Source organism: Halonotius sp. GCM10025705 (assembly GCF_042662885.1).
In the GTDB taxonomy this organism is placed as follows: domain Archaea; phylum Halobacteriota; class Halobacteria; order Halobacteriales; family Haloferacaceae; genus Halonotius; species Halonotius aquaticus.
The window spans coordinates 1,796,009-1,810,397 of record NZ_JBHSZD010000001.1 but is presented as its reverse complement, the minus strand read 5'-3'; the positions used below and the strand labels follow the sequence as shown (position 1 = coordinate 1,810,397).

Annotated in this window: 10 protein-coding genes, 1 tRNA gene and 6 pseudogenes; 6 read left to right on the top strand and 11 right to left on the bottom strand. The window is 63.6% G+C overall.

Annotated elements, in window-relative coordinates; translation table 11 throughout:
- The first annotated feature begins 55 nt into the window (after positions 1-55).
- Positions 56-510, top strand: a pseudogene (locus ACFQJB_RS10170) (pyridoxamine 5'-phosphate oxidase family protein).
- A 6-nt stretch (positions 511-516) separates the two neighbouring features.
- Here the strand turns inward: ACFQJB_RS10170 and tgtA are convergent.
- From tgtA to ACFQJB_RS10150, 4 genes are read right to left on the bottom strand one after another with little or no spacing between them, the layout of a single operon-like run.
- Positions 517-2,001 carry a tRNA guanosine(15) transglycosylase TgtA gene (gene tgtA, locus ACFQJB_RS10165; RefSeq protein ID WP_379726858.1) on the bottom strand — a complete coding sequence of 495 codons (1,485 nt, stop codon included), beginning with the start codon at positions 1,999-2,001 and terminating at the stop codon, positions 517-519.
- A gap of 51 nt (positions 2,002-2,052) precedes the next feature.
- Entirely contained in the window at positions 2,053-2,529 is a 477-nt protein-coding gene (locus tag ACFQJB_RS10160) for a hypothetical protein (RefSeq protein WP_379726855.1), read from the bottom strand.
- Positions 2,526-3,089 carry a DUF7342 family protein gene (locus tag ACFQJB_RS10155; RefSeq protein ID WP_379726852.1) on the bottom strand — a complete coding sequence of 188 codons (564 nt, stop codon included), beginning with the start codon at positions 3,087-3,089 and terminating at the stop codon, positions 2,526-2,528. The genes ACFQJB_RS10160 and ACFQJB_RS10155 overlap by 4 nt, the downstream gene beginning before the upstream one ends.
- A gap of 52 nt (positions 3,090-3,141) precedes the next feature.
- Positions 3,142-3,690, bottom strand: a complete 549-nt coding sequence (locus ACFQJB_RS10150; RefSeq protein WP_379726849.1) for an NUDIX hydrolase — start codon at positions 3,688-3,690, stop codon at positions 3,142-3,144.
- Positions 3,691-3,801: 111 nt separating this feature from the next.
- On the opposite strand from ACFQJB_RS10150, the gene ACFQJB_RS10145 reads away from it, so the two are divergent.
- The 4 genes and pseudogenes from ACFQJB_RS10145 (at position 3,802) to ACFQJB_RS10130 (ending at position 7,435) form a co-directional block, all read left to right on the top strand.
- Positions 3,802-4,203 (top strand): universal stress protein, encoded by a 402-nt coding sequence (locus tag ACFQJB_RS10145; protein ID WP_379726846.1) that lies wholly within the window; start codon positions 3,802-3,804, stop codon positions 4,201-4,203.
- A 73-nt stretch (positions 4,204-4,276) separates the two neighbouring features.
- Positions 4,277-5,092 (top strand): orotidine-5'-phosphate decarboxylase, encoded by an 816-nt coding sequence (gene pyrF, locus ACFQJB_RS10140; RefSeq protein WP_379726843.1) that lies wholly within the window; start codon positions 4,277-4,279, stop codon positions 5,090-5,092.
- Positions 5,093-5,167: 75 nt separating this feature from the next.
- The gene (locus tag ACFQJB_RS10135; RefSeq protein ID WP_379726840.1) at positions 5,168-5,695 is read left to right on the top strand and encodes a J domain-containing protein; all 528 of its coding nucleotides are present in this window, start codon (positions 5,168-5,170) and stop codon (positions 5,693-5,695) included.
- Positions 5,696-5,806: 111 nt separating this feature from the next.
- Positions 5,807-7,435 (top strand): annotated as a pseudogene (locus ACFQJB_RS10130) (GTPBP1 family GTP-binding protein).
- Here ACFQJB_RS10130 and ACFQJB_RS10125 read toward each other — a convergent pair.
- From ACFQJB_RS10125 to ACFQJB_RS10110, 4 genes and pseudogenes are all read right to left on the bottom strand, one after another.
- A pseudogene (locus tag ACFQJB_RS10125) lies at positions 7,432-8,648 on the bottom strand (potassium channel family protein). The pseudogenes ACFQJB_RS10130 and ACFQJB_RS10125 sit on opposite strands and share 4 nt — an antisense overlap.
- Before the next feature lie 98 nt (positions 8,649-8,746).
- Positions 8,747-9,680, bottom strand: a pseudogene (gene mch, locus ACFQJB_RS10120) (methenyltetrahydromethanopterin cyclohydrolase).
- Positions 9,681-9,703: 23 nt separating this feature from the next.
- Complete coding sequence (locus ACFQJB_RS10115) at positions 9,704-10,042, bottom strand: MTH1187 family thiamine-binding protein (RefSeq protein WP_379726837.1); 339 nt, start codon at positions 10,040-10,042, stop codon at positions 9,704-9,706.
- A 235-nt stretch (positions 10,043-10,277) separates the two neighbouring features.
- Positions 10,278-10,348, bottom strand: a tRNA-Gly gene (locus ACFQJB_RS10110).
- A 403-nt stretch (positions 10,349-10,751) separates the two neighbouring features.
- Here ACFQJB_RS10110 and ACFQJB_RS10105 point away from each other — a divergent pair.
- Positions 10,752-11,615, top strand: coding sequence for a DUF4870 domain-containing protein (locus ACFQJB_RS10105; protein WP_379726834.1), 864 nt, complete (start codon positions 10,752-10,754; stop codon positions 11,613-11,615).
- 139 nt (positions 11,616-11,754) lie between these two features.
- On the opposite strand, the gene ACFQJB_RS10100 is transcribed toward ACFQJB_RS10105, so the two are convergent.
- The 3 genes and pseudogenes from ACFQJB_RS10100 to ACFQJB_RS10090 all read right to left on the bottom strand — a co-directional run.
- The gene (locus ACFQJB_RS10100) at positions 11,755-12,462 is read right to left on the bottom strand and encodes a DUF2270 domain-containing protein (protein ID WP_379726831.1); all 708 of its coding nucleotides are present in this window, start codon (positions 12,460-12,462) and stop codon (positions 11,755-11,757) included.
- A gap of 84 nt (positions 12,463-12,546) precedes the next feature.
- Positions 12,547-13,790, bottom strand: a pseudogene (locus ACFQJB_RS10095) (anion permease).
- 186 nt (positions 13,791-13,976) lie between these two features.
- Positions 13,977-14,387: pseudogene (locus tag ACFQJB_RS10090) on the bottom strand (zinc-binding dehydrogenase); the annotation flags it as partial.
- Positions 14,388-14,389 lie beyond the last annotated feature (2 nt).

The window sequence follows — 14,389 nt, the reverse complement described above, 5'->3', positions numbered from 1 at the left end:
ACTATCTTACCTTTGCGGCCCGAGCGTTTTTCGCGCCACCGGCCGATAGATGCGTATGGATCGTCTCTCCGGCGCGTGGGACGCCGCCGAAACCGAAGCCTTCCTCGATTCGGCGACAGTTCCCCTTCGCCTCTCCTGTCACGCCAACGGCGAGTCGCTGTGGATGCTCTCGCTGTGGTTCCTGTATCGGGACGAGGCGTTCTGGTGTGCGACCAGCGCGACCGCCGACATCGTCGATTACCTCGCTGACAACGACCGCGTTGCCTTCGAGGTCTCGACTAACGACCCGCCGTACAGGGGAGTTCGCGGCAACGGCACCGCCACCGTCGACTCCGACCCGGAGAAAGCGTTGCTACGAGAACTCCTGAGCGGTATCTCGGCGGTACGGACTCCGCCCTTGCTGACCGGCTCCTGTCGCCCGACCGCGACGAGGTCAGAATCCGTATCGATCCCAACCGACTGTACACGTGGGATTTCAGCGACCGCATGGGTGACGCGACACCGGAGTAGCCGGCGTTAGTTCTCGTTGATCGCCTGCAACGATTCGACCGTCACCCGCTCCGGCACGCGATCAATCGCATCCCGATGCCAGTCGTCGATAGCGAGCGTAAACTCGGTATCAGGGTTGGCCTCGACGAGTGCCTTGACGCCGTCGGCAGCCGCCACCTGTCCCGCGCGGTCGGGGCGATCCGGGACGGCTGCGGTGAACGGATAGCTGTCCGAAAGCTCCCGCGGGAACGGGCCGAACGGGGCGACGACCCGCCACGCGTCGTCGTAGTCGTCGTTATCGGGTGCACCACCTTCGGTTAGTAGCAACCGGTCAGGAACCGCAAGCCGGTCAAGTCGCTCGTGGTGTCGCAACACTTCGGGTCGGCGCGCACTTTCGGCTGAGGTGTGGAAGAACGTGCCTTTCGAGACGGGATCCTCTGCTTCGAGTTGGGCGGCGTGATCCAACAGCGCGCGGTAACCGTCGTACATCGCCGGATGGCCGCGCGCGCGCCGTTCAACGAGCTCCAGTAGATTGCCGCCCCGGATCGCCTGCTTGATCCGGCGGAGTTCCTCGAAGGTGACGTGGAGATTGTGCTCGGCGAGCAGTCGCGTTCGGGTGTCGTCGTCCTCGCTACGGAGGTCGGCGGGCGTTCGCTCACTGCAGATCGGACACGAGCAGGGGAAATAGTCGAGCTCATCGAGCTGTTGGGTGCCGGCGACAGTTAGATACCGACCGGCGCGGGCGTACAGCGCGTAGGCGGCGGAATCGAAGAGATCACAGCCAAGCGCGACGGCTAAGGCGAGCATCATCGGGTGGCCCGCGCCGAAGAGGTGCACGGGACAGTCCGCACCGAGGCCGCGTTTCGCGGCGGCGACGGCCTCGACCATATCGTCGTATCGATAGCTGTTCATCAGCGGGACGACCGCGCCGACCGGGAACACGTCGAGATCGGTCGCGGCCGCGTGGGCGGCGGCGTCCTCGCGGAGGTCGGGGTACGTCGAGCCCTGCACCGGCGCGTTCAGCAGCATCTCGCCAACGTCGATGGCTTCGGCGTCGGCCAGCGCCTGCTGGGTCGTCGCCAACTCCGATTCGGCCTGCTCGCGGCTCACATCCGGCGGGGTTGGGATATCGACCGGCGTGCCGATATCCGAGCCGATGGCGTGTTGGAACTCGATGATCTCCTTGGTTGTCACCTCAACGTCGCTGTATTCGGAGAGTTGGAACGAGCCCGAATCGGTCATGATCGCGCCGTCGAAATCGAGCATCGCGTGGAGGCCCTCCTCAAGCGCCTGTTCGCGGAGCGCGTCGGTCTCGCGGATGATATAGGAGTTCGTGATCAGGATCTCGACGCCGAACTCGGCTTCGAGGCGGGCGGGCTCGATCGTGAGCCGGTTGGGGTTGATCACCGGCATGAGCGCGGGCGTCTCGATCGTTCGGTCGGCCCGTGGAACCTCCAGTCGGCCGATCCGCCCAGCGGCGTCGGCGTCCCGGATCTCGAAGTGATCGCGCATTGCCCGCGGCTACCGCGGGCTGGTCGGTAAGGATTGCGTTCGGCGAGTCGGCTACTCGGCCCAAAATCCGTGCTGTCGTTGTTCGATTTCGGTAAGCACCATTGACAGCACGTCGCGCCAGTCTTGGGGATGGCAGGCGTCTCGTCCCGGTGTCGGGGCGTCCGGCCCCGGATGAATGTGATCACGCGTGTTATGGCTTGAGGGATGGCGATCCCAGCGGTGGTCGAACGATCCGGTTTGGTGGCTTTCGTGGTAATGAACCGAGAAATCGCCGTTCTCGAACCACACGAATTCGACGCGTGCCGATTTGATCGTAGGAGGATACAGCTCCTTGACGTAGACACAGCGGATTTGCTCCGGGGCGACAGCCGGCTCGGCGACAACGCGGGTAAACCGGCTGTCGCCGGTAAGCCGGTCACTGATTGCAGTCAGCCGGTCACTGATTGCAGTCAGCCGGTCAAAATCGACTGGCGCGCCGCTCTCTTCGGACGATTGCGTCCCGCTTTCGTCAGGATCGCCACCGGTCATACCGCCGACTGTTGCTCTGCTGTGTCGGCAGCCATGATCGCCCGTTCGAGGAGGTCGATCCGGCGACGGGCCGTCTTCCACGCTGAAAGCGTTTCCCAGACTGTCTCGACTGACTGGTCGGTGTCAGCCGCGTAGCCCGCAATCGATACCGAATCGGGTGTGTCTGTGTCGAACTCGGTGGCATACTTCTCGTCGGCCTCGGTCGCAGTTTGGAGTTGCGCGAGCAGTTCGTCGGTCGTATACTCGCGTTGCAGGCGTTGGACGCGCCGCCACTCCAGATACGCCGCGTTGCGATCGTAGGTCGCCGGCGACTCGGTGACTTTCGTCACGACGCCGAGCCGTTCGAACCACGCCAGATACTCCCGGGCGGCGTCAACGCCGTGGCCGGCACGGTCGGCAACCTCGCTGGCCGTCGCTGGGGAATCGAGGCCGATCACGGCGTCGAAGAAGTCATCACGGGTTCGCTCACCACGCGTCAGTTCGTCTATCGGCGTCAGTGCATCGAACGCTGGGGTTGGCTTGTCGCCGTCGGCTGTCACCGACGTACTTGGTTCTTTCATATAGAAGATCGCAGTCGAAACGGAATAAAACTTTGTTCAAATTTTTATTCCGTTAGTCGCGTTGCGTCAGTTCGTACTGCAACAACGTCAGTGCCGACCGCCCATCGTTCAGATCGTCGTTGACAACGCTGTCAAGATAGTCGTCGTAGCCGACCGTGTCGACGCGGATTGACTCGTTGTCGTCAAGCTGCTGGTCGGCCGTCGGCTCGCAGTCGTAGGCAACGAAGTGGTGATGCACCGAGTTGGCGATCCCATTTGATGGCTCGGCCGTCAGCAGGTGTTCGATCCGGTCGGCTTCGTAGCCGGTTTCCTCGCGGAGTTCGCGGTGGGCGGCGTCACTCGGCTCTTCCTCGCCTTCCATCGAACCGGCGGGCAACCCGCGGTTGACGCGGCTGACAGCCTGTCGCCACTCTTCGATGACGACGACATCGCCGTCGGCGGTCAGCGGGAGGATGACGACCGCCGGCGACTCGTCGACGTAGTGGTAGTCGGTTTCCGTGCCGTCCGGGAGTCGAACGTCGTCCCGTCGCACGTCGAAGCCGGGACAGGTGTAGTCGATGTCGGTATCCAGCGTCTCCCAGCGGAGCGGGTCGTCAGCCATACCTGCCCGTTGCTCGGTGGCCGCTAAACGGCACCGGTCTCCGGCGTCCCGTGGTCAGTCCTGCTGGCGTCGTCAGTAAGCGTTTACCCGCCCAGCGACATCCGGACAGCTATGACAACGTTCGTCGTTGCGACCGATTCGGTACATACGAGCGCGGCTCTCTGTGACTATCTCTTTGACCGCGTCGCCGAGGACGATACCGTTTACGCGATCAACTCTCTGCATGATGAGGACGCCGATCCCGAGGCGATCCGCGACGGCAAGGACGCGCTCAACGCCGTCGCCTCGCGGCTGGCGGCGGTAACAACCGTCAAAACTGAGCAGTTCAGCCGTGGCAACGTCCCCGCCGAGGATATCCTCTCGTTTTCCGAGGAGGTTGATGCCGACGAGATCGTGCTTGGCGTCCGGAAGCCCACCGAGACGAGCAAGGTCGCCATCGGCAGTGTCAGCGAACAGGTGTTGCTGCACTCGGATCGCCCGATGGCAGTCGTTCCCCGCGAGTTGGAAACCTGAGTACAGGCCACCAACGCCGACGGCCACCTGGGACACGAAAGACGCTTGAGGGTCGCCTGCGACCCTTCGGCAAATGGCTACCGCCTTCTTCGATCGCCTCGCCGACCGCATCGCCAGCGTTGACAGCGTCGTCTCGGTCGGCCTCGATTCCCAACTGGATCGACTGCCCGAACACCTGCAGGATCACGATCTCCCACAGTGGGCGTTCAACCGCCGGATCATCGACGCCACCCACGAGCACGCGGCCTGCTACAAACCGAACGCCGCCTTCTACGAGTCGGCCGACGGCTGGCGCGCACTCCGGGAGACGATCGCCTACGCTCACGGAAAGGACGTACCCGTGTTGCTGGACGCCAAACGCGCCGACATCGGCAACACGACCCGGCAGTACGCCGAGATTCTTGATGAGGTTGACGCGATCACGGTCAACCCCTACATGGGCCACGATTCGCTCCAACCGTTCTTGGATCGCGCCGACAAGGGTGTTTTCGTCCTCTGTCGCACCTCAAATCCCGGTCGCACGGATTTTCAGGATCTCGAACTCGATTCAGGTGGGACGCTCTATGAGCGCGTTGCCGACCGCGCCGTCGCGTGGAACGAGCACAACAACGTCGGCCTCGTCGTCGGCGCGACCGGGCCTGACGAACTCGAAGCGATCCGCGAGCAGGTGCCCTCGATCCCCTTCCTCGTCCCCGGCGTCGGCGCGCAGGGCGGCGACGCAAAAGCCGCCGTCGAGCACGGCCTCCGCGACGACGGCGTCGGTCTCGTCAACTCCTCGCGGGGGATAATTTTCGCTGGCGAGAACAAAGGCGAGGACTTCGCCGCTGCTGCGGGCCAGTCGGCCAAACAGCTCAAACAGCGACTCAATCAGTACCGCGGCGACGACTGAGTCTCACTGTCTCCGCTGGATCCAATCGCATCGCACGGGCGAGAGATTTTCACCGATGGAACCCCTACAGTAGGTGTGAACCGAGACGGCCTGCTCATGGGGATCGCGGCGGTGTTTATCGGGATCACCGCGCTTATGCTGATCGCCGGGATCGTCGTCTCCCCGTTTTTCCTGCTTGTCGCTGTCCCTTTCGGCGGTGCGGCCTATCTCATGTGGTATCAGGCCAGCGGGAAGCTCGCCGAACGCATCCGTGCCGACCCGGCCGGCTACGCCCGATCGGCCCGCGGCGGTGACGGCCCGGGCGGCTTCGATGCCGGCCCCTTTGAGGGCCGCTTCACCCGCGAGCGTGCGAACCGTCAGCGAGCACGCGGACAAGGCCGCCGCCGTCGACAGCGCGCTCGCGGCGGTGGAAGCGCCGGCCAGCAGTCCGGCCTCTCGAAGTCGGCGGCTGCTGACATCCTTGATGTCGACGCCGAAGCCGACGCCGAAACGGTGAAATCCGCCTACCGCGAGAAGGTCAAAACCGCTCACCCCGATGCCCCCGAAGGCGACGAAGACGAGTTCAAATCGGTCAAACGGGCCTACGAGACGCTTGGCGGGTAGGCCATGCGCGGGACGGTTTCGTGTATGCTCCCGATCAGTACAGAACTCACTTGTGACATGTATTGACACGGCACGGAAAGCGTTTTTACTGCCCCTTGCTAACGCCTCTCTATGAGCGCGGATCGGGCCGCCTTAGAGCAGGCCCAGCGCATGGCGAAGAGGAAGGCGGTCACATCGAGTTCAAGGAACGACTCACCCGAGCCCTCCATCTCGAAGACGGCCGGAAGGAAAGCCTTGTTGCCCAACTCCGGCATCGCGTGCTCTCCGGCGACGGCGAGGCCACCTACGTCGTCGGCGTCACCGATGACGGCGGAATCGCCGGCATCTCACAGGACGCCTTTTCCGAAACGATGGATGTTCTCTCCTCCTCGCTGAGGAGGCCGACGCCCATATCGACGACGTGGAGACGTGGGCCGCCGGTGACAGCGGGCTCGTCGGCATGGCGACGATCCGCGAGGGGGCGATGCTGGAGGCTGACGATGGCCATATCGTCATCGGCACCGCCGGCCACGTTGACCACGGGAAATCGACGCTTGTCGGCTCGTTGGTCACCGGCGAGGCCGACGACGGTGACGGTGCGACCCGGGGCTTTCTCGACGTGCAGCCTCACGAGGTCGAACGCGGGCTGTCGGCGGATCTCTCGTATGCGGTCTACGGCTTCGACGAGACCGGCGACCCGATCCGGATGGATAACCCACACCGAAAAAGTGATCGCGCACGCGTGGTGGAAGAATCCAACCGCCTCGTCTCCTTCGTCGACACTGTCGGCCACGAGCCGTGGCTCCGAACGACGATCCGCGGCCTCGTTGGGCAAAAACTCGATTACGGCTTGCTGGCGGTCGCCGCCGATGATGGCCCCACAAAAACGACCCGCGAACATCTCGGTATCCTGCTGGCGACCGATCTCCCAACCATCGTCACGATCACGAAAGTCGACACCGTCAGCGAGGAGCGCGTCGCCGAGGTCGAAAAGGAGGTCGAATCGATGCTCCGGGATGTCCAGCGCAGCCCGCTTCGAACCGATCGATACAGCATCGAGACCGCCGCCGAGGAGTTGAGTGAGACGGTCGTCCCGATCATCCGGACGAGCGCGGTTCGCGGCGACGGGATGGACGACCTCGATCGGCTCTTTGGCCAACTCCCGAAGCGCGCCAGCGACGATCACGGCGAGTTCCGGATGTATATCGACCGCACCTACAGCGTTACCGGCGTCGGCGCGGTCGCCTCGGGGACGATCAACGCCGGCCACGTCGAAGCCGGCGATGAACTCCTCTTGGGGCCGATGCCCGACGGGGAGTTCCGCGAGGTCGAAGCCCGCTCGATCGAGATGCATTACCACCGCGTTGACGCCGCCAAAGCTGGCCGGATCGTCGGCATCGCGCTGAAAGGCGTCGACGAGAGCGAGATCGAACGCGGGATGGTGCTGCTGCCGAGACACGCCGAGCCGAGGGCGACCCGTTCGTTCGAGGCCGAGGTGATGGTGCTCAACCACCCCACCCGAATCCGGGAGGGTTACGAGCCCGTTGTCCACCTCGAAACGCTCAGCGAAACGGCGATCTTCGCGCCCGAGGGTGGCAAACTCCTGCCCGGCGACACCGGCACGACGGAGATCGAGTTCAAGTTCCGCCCCTACTTTATTGAGGAAGGCCAGCGGTTCGTGTTCCGGGAGGGCGCAAGCAAGGGGTCGGAACGGTGGTGTCGACCGACACCGGCCAGCCATCGACGCCGGCTGACGACTAATCGGGCGACCCCGTTGCCAACGATTCGAACTCCGCGGCCGAGGTGCGGGTACCTTTCGTAATGAGCACGTCGCCGGCTCGCAGCGTTGTGTCCATATCCGGCCCGACGAGCCACCCGTCTTCCGGGCGGCGGATCGCGATGACACTCGTTGAGACGTCGACGGCCGGCACCCCCTCGACGATCTCGGTGCCTGCAAGCTCGCTGTCGGCGTCGATCTCGACGCGGGCGATGAGTTCGTCGCTTTCCTGGACTGCGAGTTCGACGACCGGATGGACACCGATGTTGCGCAACACGCCCTCGCTGATCGAGACGGCGGCGTCGCTGATGACCTCGGTGCTGATGCCGAGATGGATCAGCCCACGCAGCGCGACCGGATCGTCGGCCTCGGCGGCGGCCTGCAGCACCCAGGCCTCAAACCGCGACTGGAGGGCGTCGACCTCGACTTCGAGGTTGGCGACCTCTCTGGCCAACGCCTCGTTATCGAAGAGGATCGCGCCGTAGGCGAGATCGACGGCCAACTCCGAGAGGTTCTTCATCAACACGATGGAGTCGACGGCGCGTTCGAGATCCGCCATCGCCGGCTCGGGGGCCGGCTCGGGGTCGTAGGCCTCACCGGTCAGCCGCTCGTAGACCTCGCCGATCGCGGCCTCAGGCCCTCGGAGTAGTGTCACGTCGCCAGCCGTGATCGTCGTCTCCGGGCCAGGGTTGCGAATCCACTCGTCGCCGCGGCGGACAGCGATGACGCGAATACCGGTTTCGGATTCGAGATCGATCGCTTGGAGCGTTTGACCGGCATACCCCGAGTCATCGGCAACGGTCCCCGAACCAGCAGCTCAACGGCTGCCGACAGCGCGCCCCGCATCGACGGCGGGAGGCCGATCTCCTCGATGACGATCTTGGCGATATCGCCGGCGGCATCGGCGATCGTATCGGCAGCCTCGACGACACCCAAGACGGGTGCCAGTGCCTCGGCTTCATCCGGGCTGCGAGCCGCCAGCATGAGACTCATCCGGGCGCGCACCTGCAGCACCTGCATCTTCGCTTCGAGCTCTAAGACCTCGTGGGCGATCTGGTCGCTTTGGTGGAGTACCGCCGAGTAGGCCAGATCGATGAGGAGTTCCGAGGTGTCTTTCATCTCGACGAGCAGCTCCTTGACGCTCACCGGCTCATAGGAGACTGACTCCCGAAGCCCCTCGACTTCGAGTGGTTCCATGCGCTACCCCTCCCGTGGCATCGAGTTAAGTGTTCTCACGGCCCTGCTGTCGCTGCCGTTGCAGCCACATCACCACGCCGGTTGCCCGGGCCGTGTCGCTACTGCAGCCCGAACGATTCGGCGAGGAGTCCCTCGTTGGTTTCGCCAACGACGTAGGTGTCGCCGTCGACGACATCGATCGTCACCTTCGCGGGCGCGAAGACGGATTCCGGTAGCTCGTAGAAATCCCAGCCCGCCTCCTCGAAGATTTCCTCGAAGGGAACGCCGTACTCCTCGCGGGCACTCGATGGCACCTTATCGAAGACGGTTGATTCCTCCCGCACTTGGAGATACACCTCGCCACCGTAGGCGAGGGCGTCGTTTGTCCGGGCCATCGCCACCGACTCGTTGTAGCTGACCGGCGCGACCGGCGCGCGGCCGGTTGCGGTCAGGATCTCAGTTGGTGGATACCCCAACTCTGAGAGCCGAAAGACCGCCAACTCGGCGGCGCGGGCGGCCATCGAGACGCTGCCGGCCGTCGACCCGGTCGCGTAGGTCGGTAAAGAGGCTGCCCGGGTCGACACCGGCGGTCTCGGCGATGTAGGTGGCGATCTCGTCGTCAGGCAGTTCGACGCTTTCGACGGCCAGGACGGCGAAGTCGAACTCGTCGTAGTAGCCGACGCGCTCGAAGTCGGTTTCCTCGCCGACGAGCGCGCGGGCCGGCCCCGAGCCCAGCCCATCGAAATCGCCTAAGTCGAGTTCCCAGCCGGCCTTCTGGGCACACAGCAACGCGATCGGTGGGTGGTCGGTTGTCAACTCGACGTAGGGGATCGGCGCGTCGGCGATCCGATCCATCTGGGTGTAGACTGTCGCCAGCCCCGCGGTCTGGATGTCGGCCAACATGAGGCCGGCTTCGACCCCGCCGTCGACGCCGACGCCGAAATCGAGGACGGTCGCCCCACAGTCGAGTTCAGTTACCGCGACACCGAGTTGGTCTGCAAAGTCCAACGCCTCATCGATGAGTTCGATCGCCGAGCGGTTGATGCTCTCCATACGGGTGGGTTGCTCGTGATCTCCTAAAGAGATTCGTCGTCGGTTCCGGGTGACCGATCCGTTTTCGCTGGTCGACCCAGTTCGGCTTCCACGGCATCGACCTTCTCGGCGGCTGCCTGATCGCTGGTGCGTTTGTGATCGATCTTCAGTACTGTACTGACGCGGTCGCCGTCGACAGCCTTGTGGGCGTCGCCGACAGCCGCGAGCAAGGTGTCGATATCGCTGGCCTCGATGACGGTGCCCATCGGATTCGTCTCGTAGCGCACGTCGTGGTCGTCGAGGGCGTCGACGGCCTTGGCGACCTCGCCGGCCATGCTGTCTTCGATCACCGGGGCGACGCTGAGGAGTGCGATGACGGTCATTGGAGAGTCGTCGTGTTCGACTGTCCTAATTCCGCTGATTTGTAGGCTTCAATAGATGCCGCTCACGGATGTTGTGTGTGAGAGAAAGTGCGTCGGCCGAGATTTGAACCACGGTCGCTCCGCTCGTTGCACTCGCTTCGCTCTCTGCTTCAAATCTCGTGAACGCAGACAGCAGGCGACCGTGGCTGCGGCGCGACGAGACGCGCCGCTTGGGGATTGGTCACCGGAGAAATCATGCGTCGGCCGAGATTTGAACTCGGGTTGTAACCATGGCAAGGTTACGTGATACCACTACACTACCGACGCCCTGTGCATTTCATTGTAACCGCCGATGACTGTATAAGGGTTGCGAAACCACCCTACCGAAGCCGCGTCTGTGGTGCGACACGCTGGGCGTCGTCGCCTGCGCTTCCTGACTCTCCACGGCCGTTTCACAGCGTGAAACGCTGCCTTCAGTTTATTATCTCGTAGGCAACTATTCGCCGTTACCGTGTCCCCACCGCTGTCTCGTCGTGCGACGCCACGCTGGTGGAACCACAACAGCGGAATCTATCAGCGCGCGGCCGAGACAGCGTCGCCCGTGGATCGGCTGTTTTTTCTGCTCCACGTGGCTGTCGCTCTCTCCCTTGCTTGTCGAATGCGGATTCGGCGTCGACGCCGACTGGGACAGCTACTTACCATCAGAGGTGACCAACGGTAGCACATCACTATGCCTCGACAGAACTCCCAACCGACACCGACTGACGAGGCGGCAACGACGGGGCCGCAACTGCTTGCATCCCGGTCGGTTGCCGGCATCCTCGTCCATTTTATCGCCATCCCAACCGGTGTCGTTGGCGCGGGACTCGTCTATCTGCTGGCTCGCAACGAGTTCACGAAGCAAAACGCTCGCAACGCGCTCGACTGGCATCTCACCGTGTTGGGGCTGACAGTCGTTACCTTCGGCTTGTTGGTCAGCTACACCGAGGGGACGGGACAAGGGGTCGCCGACATCGCTGTCTTTTCGCCACCCGTTTCGACAGGTATCGGCCTCCTTGTGCCGCTGTTGCTTGCCGGCTGGGGTGGCGCGCTGGTTCTCACCGTTGGGCTCGGACTCATTGCGATGGGGAAAGCGACGTTCGGTTCGGTGTGGCGGTATCCGTTTTCGCTACCGCTTGTGGAGCGCTACGGCGGGTTCGTGGCGGTCGACAACACTTGGCCGCTCAGTATCGGTGCCTACGTGGTATCGCTCCCGGTGGTCTTTTCGGCTGTGTTTCTTGGCTCCGACGAAGCGGCCGTGTTCGTTGTGTCGACAGTCGGATTGATTGTCGTGCTCGCGGTGTTGACGCCGCTGACCGTCGCTGGGCTGTATCTCCACGGCGATCGGGATCGCCCGCAGGACGCTGCCTGGCAGCCGTCGGGTGTCGCCCATCTCGGCGTTCCGGGTGTGGTTGGCCTGCTTGGCTATGCTGGGTCGCGAGCCTTCACCGACTCGCTGTACCCATTTGGCGACGGGCTATACGTGTTTTTGGCCGCGCTTTGGGTGTCAGCCGTTGTCTATCTGGCTCGCTGGTGGACGACAGCCGCGGAATGACTCGGGTGGGGGTGCTACTGCTCACTATCACCGCGTTAGCTCCCCGAGGCATCGTTGACGCTGTTCGCATCGGAACACACGGGGTCGCTACATATCGCTGTGGGCTGCGGTGGGCACACGTCGCCACCCGCTGTTGTCGCTATCGCCACTCCTCGGCATCCGGCTGTGACTGCAGTTCACCTTTCGCCTGTCGGTTATGCGGCCAGAAGGTGAGTACCACCACCGCCGCATAGTAGAGGCCGACCGCAACGCTCACCACGAGTCCCGGTACTCGGCCGACCGCCGCCGTCTCGATGAGCCCGGCCGGTGTTCCGGTAAACACGGTCAACCGAACGAGCCACGCCCCGAGCAACACCGACAGCAAGGCGAAATACACCCGCTGGAGCCGCCGGGAGGCCGCCTCAACGATCGGTGTTTTGACCGCCGGCTCCCGAAGATCATCACTGAGGAGTTCCCGCCAATTGGATTGTTCGACGCCCTCGGAGTCAAGCACGTTGGCAAAGACGTTCTCTTCGAGAATCCGCACCCGTGATCGCCAGATGTCGTAGACGCGGTAGCGACGTGTTTCGATCCCCAGAAAGACGGTTACCATCACGACCCCAAGCAGCAGGATGTAGTGTGGTCGGCTGTCGCCGGAAAACGCCCACGTGAGCAGGCTTGCCGTGAGGACGACCGCCCAGTTGGTCGTCCTATCGATCCGGGTGCGCCAGGCCGTTGTTCGGCCCAACTCACCCCGATACGCATGGCCCATGAGCGACAAAAAATCGGTGCGATCACCGGCTGCCTCGCCGGCAACCTCACGTTCCTCGGGTGATTCCGGATCAAACTCGTCGGACGAGTCTGCCATACACCCGCCTACTGCCAGCCGACAGGTAAACCCCATCGCCGCATGCGCCCGGCGCGGTTTCGCTGGCGTGGCTTTCGGCCCCACTCATAGGAGGATGACGAACACCGGGTATGAGGTGACGATCGCCAGCGACGGCGTTAGCACCCACATGGTGACGATTCGCTTGGCTGCCGCCGGGTCGAAGAGGCTTCGCGCGTCGAGATCAGCCGGCCCCTCAGCACCGATATCCGGGACATCAGGGGTATCAGACGGCTTTTCGCCCGATTCCTCGTTGCGCGCAATATCGCCGATCGTCGGCCCGGTCGGCGCGTCCTCCGCGCGCGAGGTGACCAACGCGCCCGTCGAGACATCGACAGTTTCCCCGTCGGCGGACGGCGTTGCCAACTCTGCCAGCGTCGCTGCCCGACTCGCTCGCCCCCAGCCGAGGCCGATAATCGTTGAGGTCGTACTGACGGCGAGACTCGCTGGAATCCCCAACGACGAAAGAATCGTGATGACCGTACCGCCGACGACCGAGACGATCAGCGAGGCGAGAATCGGGAGCTCCGTGATATCGTCGCCGACCGTTTCCAGCGTGCGACGGGCGATCGTGAAGCTGCCAAGCCCGAACGCTCCCACCGCGAGCAGCACACCCTGATCGACGGTGAGCGAGCCGCCCGCCCCGACGAGGGGGCGACGGCGTTGGCGGCGTTCGACGCCCCCGCCGAGAACGCCATATAACAGCCGATGACGATCACCGACAGTGAGCCGACGATATCCTGCAGTGAGGCGTTCGGATTGACGAACGGCCGTGGGAGCACGCCGGAGCGGTCGAACTGCACAAAGTGGAGTGTGAACGTCGTGAACGCGATATAGCGGTCGAGATACGGATAGAAGTAGCGGCCGACCACAACCCCGATCACCAGACAGACAAGCGGGGCGACGATCCACGCGGAGACAATGACGAACATGAGTGCCTGATTGAGGGTGCCGGATGCGAGGCCCAAGCCGACGATGGCACCCACAGCGGTCATCGACGTCGAGGCCGGGACACCGTAGAGATTTGAGACCAGCAGCGACGCGCCGGTGAAAAACAGCACGGCAACACTGGCGAGGGGTGTAAACTGGGCTGCTGGGACGATACTGCTGCTCATCGTGGCGATGACTTCCCGGCCGACAGTCCACGCCCCGAGAAAGCCGAAGGCAACGAACAGTGCCCCCGCCGTTGTCTTTCGAACGAGCCGGGAGCCGACCGCCGGGCCGAAGGCCACGCCCGTCGAGGAACCGCCAATATTGAAGCCAACGAACACGGCGACACCGATCCCGACGACAGTCAGGAGTGCTACCATCGATATGCATGATTAATGCCAAACGGTGGTTTATGCGTTCTGAACAGTGCCAGTCAGGCTCGCTGGCATCGAGATGTCCCAACGCAGTCGAAGCGTACTCCCACCTCCCTACCGAGGGCAGACGGTTGCGATCCAGTGACGCCACCTGTTCCACGAAAAACGATCTGAACGAGAGCGAGTCGCGTCCTACGGCGTAATCACGGCCCGCCCGTCGATTTCGCCGTGCTCCAACTTTTCGGCGACCTCGTTGACAGCGTCGAGATCATACCGGGTCGTATGCAGGTCGACCGCCTCGCGTTCGACCAGCGCGACCAACTCCTGTAACTCGGCGTATCGCCCGACGATGTTGCCCTGGAACGCAAACTCGCCGTTGACGAGGGCTTGGGCCGGCTCGTGGATGTGGCCGCCGTAGCCGATGATGTGGTGGTCGCCGCCGGCCGCACAGATGTCGGGTGCCAGCGCGGTTGTCTCGTCGGCTCCAACGAAGTCCAGTACCTGCGCCGCGCCGACACCGTCGGTGATATCGGCGACCGCGTCGGCGACATCCTCGCTTCGCGGATCGATCGTGTAGTGCGCGCCGAGATCCTCGGCCAACTCTC

Coding starts and splice junctions, on each gene's coding strand:
- ACFQJB_RS10100 (WP_379726831.1), bottom strand. CDS start 12,462: ATGGCAGACTCGTCCGACGAGTTTGATCCGGAATCACCCGAGGAACGT.
- ACFQJB_RS10105 (WP_379726834.1), top strand. CDS start 10,752: ATGCCTCGACAGAACTCCCAACCGACACCGACTGACGAGGCGGCAACG.
- pyrF (WP_379726843.1), top strand. CDS start 4,277: ATGGCTACCGCCTTCTTCGATCGCCTCGCCGACCGCATCGCCAGCGTT.
- ACFQJB_RS10160 (WP_379726855.1), bottom strand. CDS start 2,529: ATGACCGGTGGCGATCCTGACGAAAGCGGGACGCAATCGTCCGAAGAG.
- ACFQJB_RS10150 (WP_379726849.1), bottom strand. CDS start 3,690: ATGGCTGACGACCCGCTCCGCTGGGAGACGCTGGATACCGACATCGAC.
- tgtA (WP_379726858.1), bottom strand. CDS start 2,001: ATGCGCGATCACTTCGAGATCCGGGACGCCGACGCCGCTGGGCGGATC.
- ACFQJB_RS10115 (WP_379726837.1), bottom strand. CDS start 10,042: ATGACCGTCATCGCACTCCTCAGCGTCGCCCCGGTGATCGAAGACAGC.
- ACFQJB_RS10145 (WP_379726846.1), top strand. CDS start 3,802: ATGACAACGTTCGTCGTTGCGACCGATTCGGTACATACGAGCGCGGCT.
- ACFQJB_RS10155 (WP_379726852.1), bottom strand. CDS start 3,089: ATGAAAGAACCAAGTACGTCGGTGACAGCCGACGGCGACAAGCCAACC.